The organism is Photobacterium leiognathi (genome assembly GCF_030685535.1).
Classification (GTDB): domain Bacteria; phylum Pseudomonadota; class Gammaproteobacteria; order Enterobacterales; family Vibrionaceae; genus Photobacterium; species Photobacterium leiognathi.
The window spans coordinates 143,935-163,741 of sequence record NZ_CP131601.1 but is presented as its reverse complement, the minus strand read 5'-3'; the positions used below and the strand labels follow the sequence as shown (position 1 = coordinate 163,741).

22 protein-coding genes and 1 pseudogene are annotated in these 19,807 nt (G+C 43.9%); 13 read left to right on the top strand and 10 right to left on the bottom strand.

Annotated features, from left to right (window positions below):
• Positions 1 to 41 precede the first annotated feature (41 nt).
• Positions 42 to 746: a 3-deoxy-D-manno-octulosonic acid kinase gene (locus Q7674_RS07605; RefSeq protein WP_045063335.1), complete on the bottom strand. Its 705-nt coding sequence runs from the start codon at positions 744 to 746 to the stop codon at positions 42 to 44.
• An 89-nt stretch (positions 747 to 835) separates the two neighbouring features.
• Between Q7674_RS07605 and Q7674_RS07600 the strand changes: the two genes are divergently transcribed.
• The 4 genes and pseudogenes from Q7674_RS07600 (at position 836) to Q7674_RS07585 (ending at position 4,216) form a co-directional block, all read left to right on the top strand.
• Entirely contained in the window at positions 836 to 1,894 is a 1,059-nt protein-coding gene (locus Q7674_RS07600; RefSeq protein ID WP_305423447.1) for a glycosyltransferase family 9 protein, read from the top strand.
• Between the two features lie 7 nt (positions 1,895 to 1,901).
• A pseudogene (locus tag Q7674_RS07595) lies at positions 1,902 to 2,677 on the top strand (glycosyltransferase family 2 protein).
• A gap of 8 nt (positions 2,678 to 2,685) precedes the next feature.
• Positions 2,686 to 3,168, top strand: a complete 483-nt coding sequence (coaD, locus tag Q7674_RS07590) for a pantetheine-phosphate adenylyltransferase (RefSeq protein WP_045063339.1) — start codon at positions 2,686 to 2,688, stop codon at positions 3,166 to 3,168.
• Between the two features lie 241 nt (positions 3,169 to 3,409).
• On the top strand, positions 3,410 to 4,216 hold the full coding sequence (locus Q7674_RS07585) for a glycosyltransferase (protein ID WP_237156753.1): 807 nt from the start codon (positions 3,410 to 3,412) through the stop codon (positions 4,214 to 4,216).
• A 15-nt stretch (positions 4,217 to 4,231) separates the two neighbouring features.
• On the opposite strand, the gene Q7674_RS07580 is transcribed toward Q7674_RS07585, so the two are convergent.
• The 6 genes from Q7674_RS07580 to radC all read right to left on the bottom strand — a co-directional run bounded on the left by Q7674_RS07580 (position 4,232) and on the right by radC (position 8,157).
• Complete coding sequence (locus Q7674_RS07580; RefSeq protein ID WP_305423445.1) at positions 4,232 to 5,236, bottom strand: NAD-dependent epimerase; 1,005 nt, start codon at positions 5,234 to 5,236, stop codon at positions 4,232 to 4,234.
• 142 nt (positions 5,237 to 5,378) lie between these two features.
• The gene (gene mutM, locus Q7674_RS07575; protein WP_045063345.1) at positions 5,379 to 6,188 is read right to left on the bottom strand and encodes a bifunctional DNA-formamidopyrimidine glycosylase/DNA-(apurinic or apyrimidinic site) lyase; all 810 of its coding nucleotides are present in this window, start codon (positions 6,186 to 6,188) and stop codon (positions 5,379 to 5,381) included.
• 13 nt (positions 6,189 to 6,201) lie between these two features.
• A complete protein-coding gene (locus Q7674_RS07570) occupies positions 6,202 to 6,720 on the bottom strand; it encodes a hypothetical protein (protein WP_045063347.1) in 519 nt (172 codons plus the stop codon).
• Between the two features lie 171 nt (positions 6,721 to 6,891).
• Positions 6,892 to 7,059 (bottom strand): 50S ribosomal protein L33, encoded by a 168-nt coding sequence (rpmG, locus tag Q7674_RS07565; RefSeq protein ID WP_005371942.1) that lies wholly within the window; start codon positions 7,057 to 7,059, stop codon positions 6,892 to 6,894.
• Positions 7,060 to 7,072: 13 nt separating this feature from the next.
• Positions 7,073 to 7,309, bottom strand: a complete 237-nt coding sequence (rpmB, locus tag Q7674_RS07560; RefSeq protein WP_005371944.1) for a 50S ribosomal protein L28 — start codon at positions 7,307 to 7,309, stop codon at positions 7,073 to 7,075.
• A gap of 173 nt (positions 7,310 to 7,482) precedes the next feature.
• Positions 7,483 to 8,157 carry a RadC family protein gene (radC, locus tag Q7674_RS07555; RefSeq protein WP_305423442.1) on the bottom strand — a complete coding sequence of 225 codons (675 nt, stop codon included), beginning with the start codon at positions 8,155 to 8,157 and terminating at the stop codon, positions 7,483 to 7,485.
• A 234-nt stretch (positions 8,158 to 8,391) separates the two neighbouring features.
• Here radC and coaBC point away from each other — a divergent pair, with 234 nt between their 5' ends.
• The 3 genes from coaBC to slmA all read left to right on the top strand — a co-directional run bounded on the left by coaBC (position 8,392) and on the right by slmA (position 10,894).
• Positions 8,392 to 9,606: a bifunctional phosphopantothenoylcysteine decarboxylase/phosphopantothenate--cysteine ligase CoaBC gene (gene coaBC, locus Q7674_RS07550; RefSeq protein WP_045063349.1), complete on the top strand. Its 1,215-nt coding sequence runs from the start codon at positions 8,392 to 8,394 to the stop codon at positions 9,604 to 9,606.
• A gap of 8 nt (positions 9,607 to 9,614) precedes the next feature.
• Complete coding sequence (dut, locus tag Q7674_RS07545; protein WP_008988184.1) at positions 9,615 to 10,070, top strand: dUTP diphosphatase; 456 nt, start codon at positions 9,615 to 9,617, stop codon at positions 10,068 to 10,070.
• 233 nt (positions 10,071 to 10,303) lie between these two features.
• Positions 10,304 to 10,894: a nucleoid occlusion factor SlmA gene (gene slmA, locus Q7674_RS07540; protein ID WP_023933857.1), complete on the top strand. Its 591-nt coding sequence runs from the start codon at positions 10,304 to 10,306 to the stop codon at positions 10,892 to 10,894.
• A 70-nt stretch (positions 10,895 to 10,964) separates the two neighbouring features.
• Here the strand turns inward: slmA and pyrE are convergent, their stop codons facing one another.
• From pyrE to Q7674_RS07525, 3 genes are all read right to left on the bottom strand, one after another.
• Positions 10,965 to 11,606 carry an orotate phosphoribosyltransferase gene (pyrE, locus tag Q7674_RS07535; RefSeq protein ID WP_008988186.1) on the bottom strand — a complete coding sequence of 214 codons (642 nt, stop codon included), beginning with the start codon at positions 11,604 to 11,606 and terminating at the stop codon, positions 10,965 to 10,967.
• A gap of 149 nt (positions 11,607 to 11,755) precedes the next feature.
• Positions 11,756 to 12,472 (bottom strand): ribonuclease PH, encoded by a 717-nt coding sequence (gene rph / locus Q7674_RS07530; RefSeq protein ID WP_045063351.1) that lies wholly within the window; start codon positions 12,470 to 12,472, stop codon positions 11,756 to 11,758.
• Between the two features lie 50 nt (positions 12,473 to 12,522).
• Positions 12,523 to 12,696: a hypothetical protein gene (locus Q7674_RS07525; RefSeq protein WP_155395145.1), complete on the bottom strand. Its 174-nt coding sequence runs from the start codon at positions 12,694 to 12,696 to the stop codon at positions 12,523 to 12,525.
• Between the two features lie 5 nt (positions 12,697 to 12,701).
• Here Q7674_RS07525 and Q7674_RS07520 point away from each other — a divergent pair, with 5 nt between their 5' ends.
• The 6 genes from Q7674_RS07520 (at position 12,702) to recG (ending at position 19,766) form a co-directional block, all read left to right on the top strand.
• Positions 12,702 to 13,565, top strand: coding sequence for a YicC/YloC family endoribonuclease (locus Q7674_RS07520; protein ID WP_107229627.1), 864 nt, complete (start codon positions 12,702 to 12,704; stop codon positions 13,563 to 13,565).
• Between the two features lie 203 nt (positions 13,566 to 13,768).
• Positions 13,769 to 14,395 (top strand): guanylate kinase, encoded by a 627-nt coding sequence (gene gmk / locus Q7674_RS07515; protein ID WP_008988189.1) that lies wholly within the window; start codon positions 13,769 to 13,771, stop codon positions 14,393 to 14,395.
• Positions 14,396 to 14,446: 51 nt separating this feature from the next.
• Positions 14,447 to 14,722 carry a DNA-directed RNA polymerase subunit omega gene (rpoZ, locus tag Q7674_RS07510; RefSeq protein ID WP_005371960.1) on the top strand — a complete coding sequence of 92 codons (276 nt, stop codon included), beginning with the start codon at positions 14,447 to 14,449 and terminating at the stop codon, positions 14,720 to 14,722.
• Between the two features lie 17 nt (positions 14,723 to 14,739).
• The gene (spoT, locus tag Q7674_RS07505; RefSeq protein WP_045063353.1) at positions 14,740 to 16,842 is read left to right on the top strand and encodes a bifunctional GTP diphosphokinase/guanosine-3',5'-bis pyrophosphate 3'-pyrophosphohydrolase; all 2,103 of its coding nucleotides are present in this window, start codon (positions 14,740 to 14,742) and stop codon (positions 16,840 to 16,842) included.
• A 117-nt stretch (positions 16,843 to 16,959) separates the two neighbouring features.
• On the top strand, positions 16,960 to 17,685 hold the full coding sequence (trmH, locus tag Q7674_RS07500) for a tRNA (guanosine(18)-2'-O)-methyltransferase TrmH (RefSeq protein ID WP_008988191.1): 726 nt from the start codon (positions 16,960 to 16,962) through the stop codon (positions 17,683 to 17,685).
• Entirely contained in the window at positions 17,685 to 19,766 is a 2,082-nt protein-coding gene (gene recG, locus Q7674_RS07495; protein ID WP_045063355.1) for an ATP-dependent DNA helicase RecG, read from the top strand. Before trmH ends, recG begins: the two co-directional genes overlap by 1 nt.
• Positions 19,767 to 19,807 lie beyond the last annotated feature (41 nt).

The following is a 19,807-nucleotide window of genomic DNA, read 5'->3' as shown; positions in this document are numbered from 1 at the left end:
ATTCATAGCGATGAGAGCCCACACTCATCGCTACTTCATCCCTAACCTTGTTGATAGCCATCGTATAACGCTTGCCAGTCTTGAGCCTGCCATTGAATATTACGCTTCTTCACTTCTTTTATAAATGAGCGCTCTAAACGGGCGAGATTGTCTTTTTTCCAACTATCTCCCGATTGCTGATAGCACTTATCAAAGTCAATCAACCAAACTTGCTGATCCATATCAAGCAAGATGTTGTGGGCATTTAAGTCTGTGTGGCAAACCTGCTGGTCATGCATCTTACGGATCATGATACCAATTTGGCGCCAAACCGAACTTGGCTGAGGTGATTTAATAAGTAGCGCAACAAGATCACAACTATGAGGGATTTTCTCAACCAAAATATCTGCGCGATAAACACAACCTTTCTTTTCCGCTTTTGCGGCTACAGGGCGAGGAACGTTTACCCCACCTTCACGTAATACTTTTAAAAGCATCAATTCAGCATAACTACGGGTTTTATCCCAACCAGTAAACCAATAACTGTCACTCACTAACTTACCAAATAAGCCACCACGACGATAATGACGCAATGCCATTTCCATTTTATCGCCAGCAACAAACCAAGTTGTGCCCCGCCCTTGCGCCGAGCCGACAATGGCATTTTGTTGACGCCAAAAATCAATCTCAAAGCAACAATGCGGATCGACAGTTAAATAATTGTCATCAAACCATATCATTTGCTGTTCATGGCTAATTTTCTGCACTGTTGTCTTTCTCCTGTTTATTTTGGTTTATTTTACAATTACCAGCGCTAACTGCATAATTCGCTAACCACTTTTTATTAGGTACCACTATGGCTTTGTTTACCACTGCACCTCAATCTATCTGTATTTTACGGCTATCAGCTATTGGTGATGTGTGTCATGCGATTGCTGTAGTACAAGCCATCCAAAAACATTGGTCAGAAACCAGTATTACATGGGTAGTAGGAAAAACAGAAGCTCAGCTTGTAAGTCAACTGCCTAATATAAAGGTGGTCAGTTTTGATAAAAAAGCAGGCTGGCAAGGGATCAAAGCAGTTTGGAATACCTTGAAAGGTCAAAAGTTTGATGCCCTACTCGATATGCAAGTCGCGCTGCGTGCAAGCCTATTATCTTTAGGGATTAAAGCACGTTATAAAGTCGGCTTCTCTCGTCAAAGAGCCAAAGAGGGACAATGGCTATTTACGAATAGAAAGCTGCCGCAAACAAATGCTCCTCATGTACTTGATAACTTTGCTGAGTTTGCTCGCTACATAGGCGTACCTTTTACGGATCCAGATTGGCAGATCCCATTATCAAATGAAGATATTGCCTTTGCTCAGCAATATACTAACAAACCAACATTGATCATATCACCAGCTGCAAGTAAAGATGAGCGCAACTGGCTTATAGAGCGCTATGCTGCCGTTGCTGATCATGCCGTTAGTAAAGGATTAAATGTCATCCTATGTGGTTCACCGACGCAACGAGAGCAAACGTTAGGCGAGAAGATCATACAACATTGTCATCACCCTATTACTAACCTTATTGGTAAAACAAGCCTGATCCAATTAACCGCATTGCTAAAATACGCAACGGTTGTTATCGCTCCTGACTCAGGTCCAGCCCATTTAGCAACCACACAGGGCACACCAGTGATCGGTTTGTACGGGCATAGTAACCCAACACGTACAGGCCCTTATCTTAGCCAACAATATGTCGTCAGTGTCTATCAACAATTTGCAGAAAAGCATTATGGCAAACCTATTTCAGAGCTTCCTTGGGGTGCACGAGTGAAAGGCACCGATATTATGGCGGCGATTTCTGTTGATGATGTTATCACCCAACTTGATACTATCATCGACTCCTTAAATTTGACCCAATCACAGTGAGAAAACAATGAACCAGCAAAACACCAAACCAAGCCTTGCTGTTGCACTGATTGTAAAAAATGAAGCCAAGCATCTGGCGGCATGTTTAGACTCAGTAAAAGATTGGGTTGATGAAATCGTGATCCTTGATTCTGGCAGTAGCGATACAACAGAAGCCATTGCACGCCAGTACACGAATAAGTTTTTTGTCAGTAATGATTGGCCTGGTTTTGGTATGCAACGTCAACGTGCTCAACAATATGTTGAGAGCGATTATATTTTATGGCTTGATGCTGACGAACGAGTAACGCCAGAGCTACGTCAATCGATTCAACAAGCTGTCGCAAGCAATAACATCAATACGGTTTATCAAGTAAATAGACTCAGCACAGCATTTGGTAAATTTATTCATCATTCTGGTTGGCATCCAGATTGGATCTCGCGTTTACATCGCCGCAATGAAACCCAATATAATGACGTCAAAGTACATGAATCTATTGTGATTCCTGCTAATGGCAAAATCGAAAAGCTAACTGGTAATTTAGAACATTACACTTTTGAAGATTTCTTTGATTTTCAGCGCAAACAACAAAAGTATGCAGAGCTTTGGGCTGAAGAAAAGTTTTTAAAAGGAAAAAATCATCTATTGCCTCTGCGGTTATCCACTCTATGTTTAGCTTTATTCGTACTTACATTCTTAAAGCTGGCTTTCTAGACGGTAAGCATGGGTTTATTATTGCTTGTATAAATGCCCAATACGTTCTAAATAAATACTTAGGCCTTCACCTTAAGCACAATAAGTAACGACTATTATGACAACTCGAGTAATTTACCCTGGCACTTTCGATCCTATTACCAACGGTCATTTAGACTTAATTGAGCGTGCAGCGGCAATGTTTGATCATGTGATTGTTGGCGTGGCTTTTAACCCAAGTAAAAAGCCACTGTTTGATCTTAATGAACGCGTTGAGCTAGCAGGAAAAATTACCAAACACTTGGATAATGTAGAGATTGTTGGTTTTTCAGGGCTGCTGGTTGATTTTGCTAAAGAGCACAACGCCAATATTCTTGTTCGTGGCCTGCGCGCGGTATCCGATTTTGAATACGAATTCCAATTAGCCAATATGAATCGCCGATTAATGCCTGAGCTAGAAACTGTTTTCTTAACGCCAGCAGAAGAAAACTCGTTCATTTCTTCAACCATAGTTAAAGAAGTTGCACTACATAAAGGTGATGTTAGTCAGTTTGTTGATCCACTGATCACCACAGCATTACTGGAAAAGCTCGCTAAATAGACATTAAAAAAGGCGCTGAGTGCGCCTTCAAAACAAAGTAATTAAATTGACCTTATTTCAATAAAATAAGGTATTAGGTGTAACTTACCTTAATATCAATAATTGCTATAAGCTTTAGTCATTGTAATTTTTATACTATATAAAAGTATCTATCTTACTGTCTTCGATTTATTTTGATAGAATCCACCGTTCATTTATGTAACGAAACAGTAAGCCTAAACTAAGGTCATTGATATAATATATGAAAATAGAAGTTATTATGAGCGCATACAATAACGTACGTGATCTAGAGCTCGTTTTAGATGGATATCTAAATCAACTAGATAATGACTTCTCTTTATGTATTGCTGACGATGGTTCAACGCATGAAGTTACAGACTTAATCCAAAAATACTCTCAGACAAATTTGACTATACGTCATATTTGGCATGAAGATTTAGGATTCAGACGTGCTGCAATTCTTAATAAAGCAATCAAATCAAGCACTGCTGATCATATTATTTTTACCGATAGTGACTGTATTCCCTCACCTCATTTCGTTGCTGATCACCGTAAATTTGCATCAACTGAGCATTACACTGTAGGTATACGTGTATATCTAAAGCCTTACTTATCAAATTGTTTTCGAAATGGCAGCTTAACACCATCCCGTTTATTTAACGGTTTTTGGTTACTATCACAATCCTTAAAAGAGCGAGTATCTAAGCCAGAACAAGCTCTTCGATATCCTGGCTTTATTCTTCCAATTATCAACAGATTAAAACCAGATTTAACGATCTTTGGATCAAATATTGCGATGAGTTTAGATTCTTTATTGAAAGTTAATGGTCTTGATGAAGACTTTGAGGGCTGGGGATATGAAGATACAGACCTACTATGGCGCCTAGAGCAAATAGGATTGACATCACAAGGATCTCTTGGACGTTGCTGTCAGTACCATCTTGATCATAAAGAAAATGCCCCCAACCCCCACGCATTTAATCTTTTTAAACAAAAGCAAGAAGATGGAAAAATTTATTGTGATAACGGAATAAATAAAAAGGCCTAAGATTAGGCCTTTTTATTACTTTTGATAATACTCACGATACCAATCAACGAAGGCTTGTACACCTTCTTTGACTTTCACTTCTGGCTTATAACCCGTTGCTTTAAATAAATCTTCTGTATCTGCGTACGTCATATAAACATCACCCGGCTGCATGTCCATGAAGTTTTTCTTCGCTTCAATGCCTAATGACTCTTCTAGCGCTTCAATGTAATCCATCAGCTTTACAGGACTGCCGTGACCGATGTTATACACGCGATAAGGTGCAGAGCTGGTTGCTGGTGAGCCTGCTTCTACTGTCCAATCAGCATTAGGCTGCGGGATCACATCCTGAATACGCATCACACCTTCAACGATATCATCGATGTAAGTAAAGTCACGACGCATATCTCCGTGGTTGTACACATCGATTTCTTTCCCTTCCATAATTGCATTGGTGAATTTAAACAATGCCATGTCTGGACGCCCCCAAGGGCCATAAACAGTAAAGAAACGCAAGCCAGTGGTTGGTACGCCATAAAGGTGCGAATAAGTATGTGCCATTAACTCATTCGATTTCTTAGTAGCAGCATACAGTGAGATAGGGTGATCAACACTATCTGCCGTATTAAATGGCGTCTTATGATTTAAACCATACACTGAGCTAGAAGACGCATAAACAAGGTGTTCAACCTTGTTATGGCGACAACCTTCTAAAATCGTTAGATGTCCAACTAAGTTACTATCAGCATAGGCTAATGGATTATCAATCGAGTAACGCACACCCGCTTGTGCCGCTAGATGGATAACACGGTTAAATTGCTGCTCGGCAAATAGATTAGCAATACCGCCACGATCGGCTAAATCTAATTCAATGAAGGTGAAGTTAGGATGAGCAATACGAGCTAAACGTGCTTGCTTGAGTGAGACATCATAGTAATCGTTAAGATTATCGATACCTACAACTTGATGGCCTTGGGCACATAAACGCTCTGTCACTGCGCTACCAATAAAACCAGCGACGCGAGTAACAAGATATTTCATACTTCTATCCTCAATAACGCTTCAAGCAGCGTTACTCAACCTTAAAACTGCGAGCATAATAACATTTTAGCTCAATCAACGAAGGGAAATCCTAAGCAAACCGACTCAATAAATATGATGGTTAGGTTAACTAAAATCGAACCTACTTCTGGCAATCAACACAAAACACTGTCGCACGTTGGCCGATTTTAGTCTCACTTAATGGCTTACCACACTTTGGACAAGGTTTACTTGCTTTACCATACACCTGCAGCTCTTGTGCAAAATAGCCAGGCTTTCCGTCTGCGTTTTTAAAATCTTTTAATGTCGTACCGCCCTGTTGAATGGCAAAGGCTAATACCGATTTGATCTCTGCCACCAGCTTAGTCATACGAGCAAGTGAGATTTTTCCAGCCGCACGTTTAGGGTGAATACCTGCCGCAAACAAAGATTCATTGGCATAAATATTACCAACACCAACAACCACATGATTATCCATAATAAATTGTTTTATTGCAGTGCGTTTCCCTTGAGCTTTTTCATACAAGTATTCCACGTTAAATTCGTCGCTCAGCGGCTCTGGACCCATTTTCTCAAGCACAGGGTGAGTTACCCCTTTCTCTTCCCATAACCACGCGCCAAAGCGCCTAGGATCGTTATAACGCAGTACTTCGCCACTCGTTAGCACCAGATCAACATGATCATGTTTTTCAACCGGAGTTCCAACGGGTAAAACACGTAAACTGCCTGACATTCCTAAATGCACAATGGCATAGCCAGCATCGGTTTCTAACAGCAAGTATTTGGCTCTTCGAGTTACCCCGCGGATCACTTGTCCCTCAATCGCTTTTATTGCCTCAGGGATAGGCCAACGCAATCGAGGGTTACGAATAATGATTTCTTTGACAGTTTGATCGATAACATGAGGAGAGATCCCCATTCGGCTCACTTCCACTTCAGGTAATTCAGGCATGACTCATCTCGTTTTATTTGTTATTTGATAAAGATGTCGGGAACAGATAATCCGCAGCAACAGACACAGCGACCCAATGCTGACCATTATTAAACAGCCAAAACTTAGGCAAAGCATACACAGTTAATCGAATAGGCTCTGCTTGCTGCTTCCCCCACACTTCCACGGTTTGCGGTGGTGGTAGCTGTAAACTCAACTTTGATATTGTTGCTTCATCCACCACAGTGCCTTGTAGATGTTGCCAACGTTGTACTAATTCACTGGCTGAAATCGATAAGTTAGACGAGCTTTGCCACTGCCCATTACTTTGCTTAAGCGTAAAATGTGGAAAAACAACCCGCTGAATCAAAAGATCGGGCGAGAGGACAAAAACAGTATTAGGAATCTGGCTAGCTTGCTCGGTAACAACCTGCGTTACCGCTTCTTTAGGTGCAAATCGTTCGCGAAGTAAATCTGGCAATTTAATTATCGCGATAAAGCACAGCACCCCAATGATGATGATGTTATTCCAGCCACGTCGAGTTAAGCGCATTCATCCATTCCTGTCTTATCTTAATGAGAATAAAGATAACACTGGTTAAGTCATTGCACCATTAGCTGATAAATAACGAACAGAAAAGTCGTCAGTGAAGGGAAATTAGAAAGTAACAGATATAAAAAAACCCAGCGAGGCTGGGTTTTTATCAAAGAGTGATAAAACCAATTACTTGATTTTAGCTTCTTTGTAAAGCACGTGCTGGCGAACTACTGGATCAAATTTCTTGATCTCAAATTTGCCTGGCATGTTGCGCTTGTTCTTGTCGGTAGTGTAGAAGTGGCCTGTACCAGCAGATGATACTAGACGGATCTTCTCACGAATGCCTTTAGCCATTCTTCAAATCCTCTTAAACGTTCTCACCGCGAGCACGCATTTCACCAAGAACGACATCAATGCCTTTCTTATCGATGATACGCATGCCTTTCGCAGAAAGGCGTAGTTTAACGAAGCGTTTTTCGCTTTCTACCCAGAAACGATGAGTTTGCAGGTTCGGCAGAAAACGACGCTTGGTGGCATTACGTGCGTGTGAACGGTTGTTACCCGTTACAGGACGCTTACCAGTTACTTGGCATACTCGGGACATTACTGTCTTCTCCAAATCGTTTCAGCTCGATATCTACTGTGGAAAATTCACTGCAAAAAAATATTTCACAGATAACCACAGCTATCAAAGGTCGCGCATTATACTAAGTCAAAACCAGTTGCTCAAGTCCCGAGCAGATTCTTTCTCACTTTTTTAACGAAACTTTGGCTATTTTATAGCCAACCACGCTCAGCGAAAGAGACAATCTCCCCGTCACCAATAACAAAATGATCAAGAACACGAATATCGACCAAAGCCAGCGAATCGCTGATTTTGCGGGTTATTCGACGGTCTGCCTGACTAGGTTCAGCGACGCCTGACGGGTGATTATGCGCTAAAATGAGCGCCGCTGCATTAAGTTCTAGCGATCTTTTTACAACTTCACGCGGATAAACGCTCGCGCAATCGATAGTTCCTTCAAATAATGTCTCTCCGTTGATCACCCGATGCTGGTTGTCTAGAAACAGGATATAAAAGGCTTCTCGGTGTTTATCTCGCAATTTTTTCGCCAAATATCGACGGGTATTTTGCGGACTAGTGAGCACATCATCTTTTTTTAAAGTTTCTTCTAAATATCGCTCGCCTAACGCCAAAACGGCCTGTAAAAGTGCAAATTTTGCCGATCCCAATCCTTTCATCTGGCAAAATATCTGTTTTTCAGCCCCTAACAGCGAACGCAGCGAGCCAAACTCATCAAGCAAATGGGTGGCTAATTCCAAAGCATTCATCCCTTGGGTACTGGTGCGTAAAAAAATGGCTAATAATTCAGCATCAGTTAATGCATCTGAACCATGAGATAATAATTTTTCTCGTGGTCGTGACGCTTCTGGTAATTGCTTAAGTGACATAACCTCTCCCTTTGGTATGTCATAAGCAAAACAGCTACGACTAATTTCACAACCAAGATAAATTAGGTTTGAGAAAATCTTCACAACACTAACGTAATCGACAAAAATCACAGTGCTCAAATTGCGAGAGACACAATATTCTATCGCCGCAAGAGTTGATCCCAAGCGATGATCACAAACCACTTTGATGGTATCTTGTTGCCAATTTTATAGCCCCAAGAGACAGGCAAACTGATGCAAACACTGGCAGGAAAAAAAATCCTTCTCGGCATTAGCGGCGGTATCGCTGCTTACAAATGTGCAGAGCTCACTCGACGCTTAATCGAGCGTGGCGCACAAGTTCATGTGGTAATGACCAACGCAGCCAAAGAGTTTATTACCCCACTCACAATGCAAGCCGTATCAGGCCACCCTGTCGCTGACAGCTTACTTGACCCATCAGCAGAAGCCTCTATGGGGCACATTGAATTGGCAAAATGGGCTGATCTTGTCTTACTCGCTCCTGCGACTGCCGACTTAATTGCTCGCGTAAGCGCGGGGATGGGTAACGATTTACTCTCAACCCTATGTCTTGCTACTGATGCCCCTATTGCTGTAGCACCTGCGATGAATCAACAGATGTACCGCAATATCGCCACACAAGAGAATATTGCGACGTTAAAGCGTCGAGGTTTTCATATTTGGGGACCTGCAAGCGGTGAGCAAGCCTGTGGTGATGTTGGCCCTGGTCGCATGTTAGAGCCAATGCAACTCGTCCACTTATGTGAAGACTTTTTCCAACCGCAAGATCTTAGTACTCTAAACATTGTGGTGACGGCGGGTCCTACCCGAGAAGCGATTGATCCGGTACGTTATTTAAGTAACTACAGCTCAGGAAAGATGGGTTATGCCATTGCTCAAGCTGCCGCTAAACGCGGTGCGAATGTCACACTGATCAGTGGCCCTGTTAATTTAGCGACACCAAATGGGGTCAGCCGTGTTGATGTTAAAAGCGCACAAGAAATGCACCAAGCCGCATTAGAACATGCGATAAACAACCACATTTTTATTGCTTGTGCGGCTGTTGCTGATTTTCGTCCAGCTCACGTTGCTGAGCAGAAAATGAAAAAACAAGATGGTCATGATGAGATGGTAATTCAACTTGTGAAGAATCCTGACATCGTGGCAAGCGTTGCCGCTCTCACAGACAGTCGCCCATTTACGGTTGGCTTTGCTGCTGAAACCCAAAATGTGGAGCAATATGCTCGTGGCAAACTGGCGAATAAAAATCTTGATGTGATTTGCGCTAACGATGTATCAGTCCAAGGACAAGGCTTTAACAGCGATAGCAATGCCCTGCACCTGTATTGGACGAACGGTGACAAAGTCTTACCATTGGCGGCAAAATCCGAGCTTGGGCTGCAATTAATCAACGAAATTGTTAATCTTTACCAACAAGCGAACCACTAGAGCTAACTATGAATAGTATCGATCTTAAAATTCTTGACCCTCGTGTCGGTAACGAATTTCCACTACCCGCTTACGCGACTGAAGGCTCTGCTGGCCTTGATTTACGTGCATGTCTAGATGAAGCCCTAACAGTAGCGCCGGGTGAAACTCACCTTGTTCCTACTGGCCTTGCTATTCACATTGGCGATCCAAGCCTTGCAGCAACCATCTTGCCGCGTTCAGGTTTAGGCCATAAACACGGTATCGTATTAGGGAACCTTGTTGGCTTAATTGACTCTGACTACCAAGGTCAACTGATGGTATCGGTATGGAACCGTGGTGAAACCACATTTACTATTGAGCCAGGCGATCGTATTGCTCAACTGGTATTCCTTCCAGTGGTACAAGCGCAATTTAATATCGTTGAAGATTTTAATAGCACCGAGCGCGGTGAAGGTGGCTTCGGTCATTCAGGTCGTAGCTAGTCATATTGATGTTAAAAAAGCGTGATCTAATTAGCCATGTGTTATCAATTTTAATGATAAAATAAGGCTCATGTATGACCGCAAAGCGCAAGCATTTTTGCCTGCGCTTTTTTTGCGAATAAAAGTACATACATTTCTATTGCGCTACTTTTCACAACGCCAAGGCATCGCTAAGATAGGCGGGTTTCATACTGTCCATGGACAGTCTCATTTTGTAAAGGAACGATAAATTCATGGCAGGCACCAAAAAGAACAATCGCCGCGAAGAAATACTTCAGTGCTTAGCGCACATGCTGGAGTCAAATCAAGGCAGCCAACGTATCACCACCAAAATGCTAGCCGCGAATGTTGGCGTATCAGAAGCCGCTCTCTACCGCCATTTCCCAAGCAAAGCGCGTATGTTTGAAGGCTTAATTGAGTTTATCGAAGATTCAATTACTACACGTATTAACCGCATTTTAGATGACGAAAAAGATACCCTGAATCGCTTACGTATGGTGATGCAGTTCATACTTATGTTTGCTGAGCGTAACCCTGGTTTAACTCGTATCATGACGGGTCATGCTCTGATGTTTGAACAAGATCGTCTTCAATCTCGTATTAATCAACTGTTCGAACGTGTTGAATCGCAACTTCGCCAGATCTTAAAAGAGCGTAAAATTCGTGAAGGTAAAGGCTTTCCTATTGATGAGTCAGTTTTAGCAGCACAACTTCTAGGTCAAGTAGAAGGCAGCTTAAACCGTTACGTTCGCTCAAGCTTTAAGTACAAGCCAACGGCAAACTTTGACGATTACTGGACGCTATTAAGCGCGCAGCTAAACTAATCAAACCTAGCGACAAACAAAAAAGCGAGAGCCTTAGCCCTCGCTTTTTTATTATTCATTGCAGATGTTGTTACACACCGTACTCTGCACGGTACGCTTTTACCGCTTCAAGGTGTTGTTCCATGCCTGCTTGCTCAGAAAGGTACGTCACCACATCCCCTAGCGAGACAATCGAAATTACCGCACAACCAAAGTCACGCTCGACTTCCTGAATCGCTGATAGCTCACCTTGGCCTTTTTCTTGACGATCAATTGCCACTAAAACGCCTGCTAAATCTGCGCCATTCGCTTTAATGATTTCCATTGATTCACGAATTGCCGTACCAGCAGTGATCACGTCATCGACTAACATGATACGACCTTCTAGCGCGCTACCGACTAAGTTACCACCTTCACCATGGTTTTTAGCCTCTTTACGGTTAAAACAGTATGGCGTATCTACATCGTGGTGATCAGCCAGCGCAACCGCCGTTGTTGTTGCAATTGGAATACCTTTGTAGGCAGGGCCAAATAACACATCAAATTCAATCTTGGCATCAACCAAAGCTTCAGCATAAAAACGACCAAGACGCGCTAAGTCGCGACCGGTATTAAATAAGCCAGCATTAAAGAAATACGGGCTCTTACGACCGGATTTCAGTGTGAACTCACCAAATTTCAGTACGCCTTTCTCTAGGGCAAATTCGATGAACTGACGCTGATATGCTTTCATTGTGTCTCCTTAAACTACTTCTCTGTGTTTTAACAATGTACCTGTTACCTAAACTCACAGCCTGGTAACCACCAAAAACAGACGCGCACTCCGCACGGTACTCTGTTTTAGGCAAAAAAAAGCGGCTCCCAATAGGAACCGCTTAAAAATTAATTTTCCAACGCTTTTTTCTGCATTGAAATAATGTCGCTAATGCCGTCTTTCGCTAACGCCAGCATTGCCAGTAATTCTTCGTGACTAAAGGCTTCACCCTCGGCTGTGCCTTGGATTTCAATCATTTTACCTTCTTCAGTCATCACCACGTTCATGTCGGTTTCAGCCGCTGAATCTTCAAGGTATTCCAAATCGCAAATTGGCTCACCGTTGTAAATGCCAACAGAAACCGCAGCCACCATACCTTTTAATGGATTCTTCTTGATCATGCCTTTTTCTAGCATGTAGTTAATTGCATCAACCAGTGCCACCATCGCACCAGTAATAGATGCTGTGCGCGTACCGCCATCAGCTTGGATCACATCACAGTCAACCGTGATCATCTGCTCGCCTAACACTTCCAGATCAACCGCTGCACGCAAGCTACGTGCGATTAGACGTTGGATCTCCATCGTACGGCCACCTTGCTTACCGTTCGCTGCTTCACGACGGTTACGAGTGTGAGTAGCACGTGGCAACATGCCGTATTCAGCTGTCACCCAACCTTGGCCTTTACCTTTTAGCCAACGCGGAACATTTTCTTCTACACTCGCCGTACAAATAACTTTAGTATTGCCAAACTCGACCAGTACTGAACCTTCAGCATGAGCCGTGTATTGACGAGTAATAGTGATTGGACGAACTTGATTCGCACTTCTTCCGCTTGGACGCATCGGGATTTCCCTTTGGCTGGATGATATTAACCGACGATTATAGCGATAACTCAATCCCAGTGCACGAGAAAACGATTACGTAAACCGACAAACAGTAGCCCCTCGATGCCAATATCGCATATAATCTCTACACCCGGTAACGACGCACCTCGTTCTTTATTATCAAGACTTATCGTGGGTAACGGTAAGTTAGTCGTCGCACCATTCACAACTTTAAGGTTCACAAGCCATGATCCATAGTATGACTGCGTATGCCCGTCGCGAAATTAAAGGCAATTGGGGTACAGCTGTGTGGGAAATCCGCTCAGTAAACCAGCGTTATCTTGAAACTTACATTCGTATGCCTGAGCAATTTCGTAGCTTAGAGCCCGTATTACGTGAGCGTTTCCGTAAACGTCTTGCTCGCGGTAAGGTTGAATGTAACCTACGTTTTGAAGCCAACATTGCTGCAAACACTGAGCTAACCATCAATGAAGAGTTAGCAAAACAAGTGATTCACGCTGCGAAATGGGTAAAAGAGACCGCGGGTGAAGGTAATATTGGCCCATTCCAAGTACTTAACTGGCCGGGTGTGATGGAAGCGCCAGAGCAAGATCTCGATACAATTAATAAAGATCTACTGGCTGGGTTTGAATTAGCTATTGATGACTTCATCGCGGCACGTGCTAGCGAAGGTGAAAACATGAAGCAGCTGATCGACCAACGTCTTGATGCCATTTCAGCAGAAGCGACCAAAGTTCGCAGCATGATGCCAGAAATCATCAACTGGCAGCGTGAGCGCATTATGTCTCGTCTAGAAGAAGCCAAAGTTGATCTTGATGCTAACCGTATTGAGCAAGAGCTGATCATGCTAGCGCAAAAGAGCGATGTCGCAGAAGAGCTAGATCGCCTAGATTCTCACGTCAAAGAAACCCAGAAAATATTGGCTAAAGGTGGCGCTTGTGGCCGTCGTTTAGATTTCATGATGCAAGAGTTCAACCGTGAATCGAACACCCTAGCATCAAAATCGATCAATACTGAAGTCACCGCATCTGCTGTAGAGCTAAAAGTGCTTATCGAGCAAATGCGTGAACAAATTCAGAACATCGAATAACTGTCATCATATTTCCATCAAGGGAGCTTAGGCTTCCTTGATGATTTATATATAAATAGCTTCTGTTATGAAAATCCCATCAAAGCCAACTAGGCTTAAGCTATATTCAGCAAAAAGATGAATTTTCCAACAACTAGCTAATTTCAATTATGCGCAGATCATGATAATCTTCGCGCCCTTCTATCACTGAGTGAAAATAGGCAATGAGCAAAGGTACTCTATACATCGTGTCGGCCCCAAGCGGTGCTGGTAAATCAAGTCTGATTAATGCCCTTCTTGAAACTAACCCGACCTATGACATGAAAGTATCCGTGTCCCATACCACTCGCGGCATGCGCCCGGGCGAAGAGCACGGTGTTCATTACAATTTCGTTAGCGTAGAAGAATTTACTGACTTGGTAGAGCAAGGTGCATTCCTTGAACATGCGGAAGTATTCGGTAACTACTACGGCACTTCACGTTTATGGATCGAAGAGCAATTAAATAAAGGGATCGACGTATTCCTTGATATCGATTGGCAAGGTGCGCGTCAAATTCGCAAACTGATGCCAGCGGCTAAAAGCATCTTCATCCTACCACCATCAAAAGAAGAACTAGAGCGTCGTCTAAATACACGCGGCCAAGACAGCGAAACTGTTATTGCTCGCCGTATGCAAGAAGCACGTTCTGAGATCTCTCATTTCGATGAATACGATTACGTTATCGTTAATGACGATTTCGACGTTGCTTTAATTGATTTTAAGGCAATTATTCGTGCAGAACGATTGAAGCAAGACAAGCAAGCTGCTAAATATAAAAGCATGTTGTCTGCACTACTAGCAGATCAGTAAGTTATTTTGTACAATTTTCAATCCTAATTTATATAACCACTGGAGTCCTCCATGGCACGCGTAACCGTTCAAGACGCTGTTGATAAAATTGGCAACCGTTTCGATCTGATCCAAATTGCTGCTCGCCGCGCACGTCAAATGCAAACAGGCGGTAAGGATCCACTGGTTCCTGAAGAAAACGACAAGTACACAGTAATTGCACTTCGTGAAATCGAAGAAGGTCTAATTACTAAAGATATCCTAGATGCTCGCGAGCGTCAGGAACTGCAAGAGCAAGAAGCTGCAGAACTAGCAGCAGTTAGTGCTATTGCTGGCGACCACCGTTAATCAGGGAACCGGGCGAATTGTATCTTTTTGATAGCCTGAAAGAAGTCGCAATCGAGTACCTGCCAGAGCCTCAGCTAGAGGCTCTTCGGCAGGCTTTTCTCGTTGCTCGCGACGCACACGAAGGGCAAACTCGCTCCACTGGCGAGCCTTATATTATCCACCCCGTTGCGGTTGCTCGCATCTTGGCGGAAATGCGTCTCGATATTGAAACGCTCATGGCGGCATTGCTTCATGACGTTATCGAAGATACCGAGGTCACCAAGGAAGATCTTGCCAGCCGTTTTGGCGACACTGTTGCTGAACTGGTCGATGGCGTATCGAAACTTGATAAATTAAAGTTTCGCGATCGTAAGGAAGCACAAGCTGAAAACTTCCGCAAAATGATCATGGCAATGGCGCATGATATTCGCGTAATTTTAATTAAGCTGGCTGACCGTACCCACAATATGCGAACTCTTGGCGCACTGCGTCCAGATAAGCGTCGTCGTATTGCCCGCGAAACCCTTGAAATATTCTCTCCTCTTGCCCACCGTCTGGGTATCCATAACATCAAATCTGAACTTGAAGAGCTTGGCTTTGAAGCGTTATACCCAAATCGCTACCGTGTATTAAAACAAGTTGTAGCGGCGGCCCGTGGTAACCGTAAAGAGATGATCAATAAAATTCACGCTGAAATTGAGGGTCGCCTCAGTGATGCGGGAATTAATGCCACCGTATTAGGTCGCGAGAAAAACTTGTACTCCATCTATAACAAGATGAAGAACAAAGAGCAGCGTTTCCACTCCATCATGGATATCTATGCTTTCCGTGTGCTTGTGAGTGATTTAGATACCTGCTATCGCGTATTAGGACAAGTACATAACCTGTACAAACCGCGTCCTAGCCGCATGAAAGACTATATTGCGATCCCGAAAGCCAATGGCTATCAATCGCTGCATACCTCGCTTGTCGGCCCTCATGGTGTTCCTGTTGAAGTACAAATTCGTACCGAAGATATGGATCAAATGGCAGACAAAGGTGTTGCTGCGCACTGGACCTACAAAGACGGCGAAAGCTCAGGTACTACCGCGCAAGTTAAAGCCCAGCGTTGGATGCAAAGCTTACTTGAACTTCAACAAAGTGCAGGTAGCTCATTTGAATTTATTGAGAACGTAAAATCCGATCTCTTCCCTGATGAGATTTACGTTTTCACCCCGAAAGGCCGTATCGTTGAATTGCCCGTTGGCGCAACGGCGGTAGATTTCGCTTACGCAGTGCATACTGATGTCGGTAATGCTTGTGTCGGCTCTCGCGTAGATCGCCAGCCTTACCCATTAAGTAAGCCGCTGAAAAACGGTCAAACCATTGAAATCATCAGTGCTCCTGGTGCACGTCCGAATGCAGCATGGCTAAACTATGTTGTCACCTCTCGTGCTCGCACCAAGATCCGTCAAGTACTGAAAACCATGCGCCGAGATGAATCGATCACTTTAGGTCGTCGTCTACTCAATCATGCACTTGGTGGCGCTAACCTTGATAGTATAGCTAGTGAAAACATCACTAAGGTGTTAACTGATCTTAAACTCAATTCAATAGAAGATCTTCTGGCTGAAATTGGTTTGGGTGAAGTAATGAGTGTGGTGATCGCCCGTCGTTTCTTAGGTAATGCTGATGAGCTAACACCAAAAGAAAACGATCGTCGCCTACCGATCCAAGGTGCTGATGGCATTCTGCTCACCTTTGCTAACTGTTGTCACCCAATCCATGGCGATCCAATTATTGCCCATGTGAGCCCGGGTAAAGGCTTGGTTATTCACCGTGAAGAATGCGCTAATGTTCGTGGTTATCGAAAAGAGCCTGATAAGTACATGGCGGTGGAATGGAGCGAAGATTTCGATCAAGAATTTGTAACTTGTTTGAAAGTCGATATGCAAAATCACCAAGGTGCATTAGCCGATCTTACCAACACCATTGCGGCTACGGGCTCTAATATCCAAGGCTTAGCAACGGAAGAAAAAGATGGTCGCTTGTACACCATCACAGTGAAGCTCACCACACGTAGCCGAATCCACTTGGCTAACATTATGCGTCGCATTCGAATTATGCCTAATGTTGTGCGTGTCGCTCGCCAGAAAAACTAGCTTTTAACGCTCAGCTTTTATCATCAAAACGCCCTTTATTGGGCGTTTTGTGTATTTGGCAATAAAACCTTATTATCATCCACCTATCTCTATTATTTATTTTCTTAGGTAATCTCCATGACCCCAGATCGTTTTCAACGTATCCATGAAGTATTGGCAACACGTCAGCCCGATCTGACGGTATGTATGGAAGAAGTCCATAAGCCTAATAATGTCTCAGCTATCATTCGCACTGCTGATGCGGTTGGTGTTCACAAAGTCCATGCGGTTTGGCCTAAAGAAGGCATGCGTGTATTAAGTCACACCTCTGCTGGCGCTCGAAACTGGGTTGAATTAGACACTCACGATTCGATGGTTGAAGCCGTTCAAGCGTTAAAAGATCAAGGCATGCAAGTGCTAGCAACCAACCTGTCAGATACTGCGATTGATTTTCGTGAAGTGGATTACACCAAGCCGACAGCGATCATTTTAGGTGGCGAGAAAAACGGGATCACTGCCGAAGCACTTTCAATGGCAGATCAAGATATCATTATCCCAATGGTTGGCATGGTACAGTCACTAAATGTGTCGGTAGCAAGCGCACTGATTTTGTATGAAGCACAACGCCAACGCCAAAATGCAGGCATGTATGAACGAGAGAAAACCTTACTGCCTGATGATGTCGTCAACCGTATTTTGTTTGAACGAGGCCACCCTGTGCTCGCAAAAGTTGCGAAGCAAAAAGGCTTACCGTATCCACAATTAGATGATGAAGGTCAGATTGTGGCAGATGAAACATGGTGGGCTGCAATGCAAGCGAAAAAAGTGAAAACACGCCAACTTGTAACAGATAAGGACGAGTAATGAGTGGACAACTCCTCAATACCATTGCGCTAGGTGAACTCTCTGGCGTTGGAGCAAAAATGGCAGAAAAGCTAGAAAAGATTGGGCTTAACAATGTCCAAGATTTACTGTTTCATTTGCCACTGCGCTATGAGGATCGCACTCGTATTTGGCCTATCAATCGTGCTATGCCGGGGCAACATCTCACCGTTCAAGGTGAAGTCCACCATACCAGTATTACTTTCGGTAAGCGTAAAATGCTGGCGGTAAAAATCGGTGATGGTACTGGTTCGGTAACCCTGCGCTTTTTTAACTTCAATGCGGCGATGAAAAATAGCTTCGCTGAAGGTAAACAAGTTAAAGCCTATGGTGAAATTAAAGGCAGTAAATTTGGCCTTGAAATCATTCACCCTGATTATCGTATTTTCTCAGAGCCAACCGAACTCAGCGTTGAAGAAACCTTAACGCCTGTATACCCAACTACTGATGGCTTACGCCAACTGACGCTGCGTAACTTAACCGACCAAGCGCTTAACTTGCTTGATAAAGCCGCTGTCACTGAGCTACTGCCAGAAGGTTTATACGACCGTCAAATGACTCTCGCTCAAGCACTGCGTTTAATGCATCGTCCAACGCCTGATATTTCTCTCGATCAACTGGATGCAGGTAAACATCCTGCTCAACATCGTTTGATTTTAGAAGAGCTGCTGGCGCAAAATTTATCAATGCTGGCACTGCGTAGCAAAGGTCAACAACATAACGCTTGGCCGCTTGCCGCCAAAGATACCTTAAAGCAACAACTACTCGATAGTCTGCCTTTCTCACCAACAGGTGCTCAGCAACGTGTGGTGGCAGATATTGAAACCGATCTTGCCAAAGCCCAACCTATGATGCGTTTAGTACAAGGTGATGTGGGCTCAGGTAAAACCTTGGTAGCCGCGCTTGCAGCGCTACGTGCGATTGAGCATGGCTATCAAGTGGCATTAATGGCACCCACTGAATTGCTGGCAGAGCAACATGCGATCAACTTTGCCAATTGGCTTAATCCGATGGGGATCCAGGTTGGTTGGCTGGCAGGTAAGCTTAAAGGTAAAGCTCGTGAAACCGAGCTAACTCGTATTGCTAGCGGCGAAGTGAAAATGGTGGTCGGCACGCATGCGCTGTTCCAAGATCACGTAAAGTTCGACAACTTAGCTTTAGTTATCATTGATGAGCAACACCGCTTTGGTGTCCATCAACGTTTAGAGCTTCGTGAAAAAGGCGCAAATGACGGACGCTATCCACACCAGCTCGTAATGACGGCAACACCGATCCCTCGTACATTAGCCATGACAGCTTATGCTGATATGGACACCTCGATCATTGATGAACTGCCACCAGGGCGAACGCCAATCCAAACCGTAGCGTTGCCTGATGCTCGGCGTGCGGAAATCATTGAGCGTATTCGCTCAGCTTGTCTTAACGAAGGTCGCCAAGCTTATTGGGTCTGTACGTTAATTGATGAATCTGAAGTCCTAGAAGCACAAGCCGCTTCTGATACCGCTGATGAACTGACAGGCTTACTGCCAGATCTGAAAATTGGCTTGGTACACGGGCGAATGAAGGCGCAAGAAAAGCAAGCTGTGATGGCAAGCTTTAAAGCTAGCGAGCTAGATTTACTGGTCGCCACAACGGTAATTGAAGTGGGCGTTGACGTGCCCAATGCTAGCTTGATGGTAATTGAAAACCCTGAGCGTTTAGGTTTAGCACAGCTGCACCAGCTTCGTGGTCGTGTTGGTCGAGGCAAAGTGGCTAGTCACTGTGTCCTGCTTTATCACGCACCGCTATCGAAAACTGCACAAAAGCGTTTAGGCGTACTACGTGAAAGTAGCGATGGTTTTGTAATTGCTCAACGTGACTTAGAAATTCGTGGCCCCGGTGAGTTACTTGGTACTAAACAAACCGGTATTGCTGAATTTAAAGTTGCCGATCTTATCCGTGACCAATACTTAATTCCCCAAGTGCAAAAACTGGCGCGTTATATTCACGATAACTACCCTGATAACGCCAAAGCAATCATTGATCGCTGGCTAGGTCAGCGAGAAACCTACTCCAACGCCTAATTACCAGTACAACAAAAAGCCCACAGCGAGCAACTCACTGT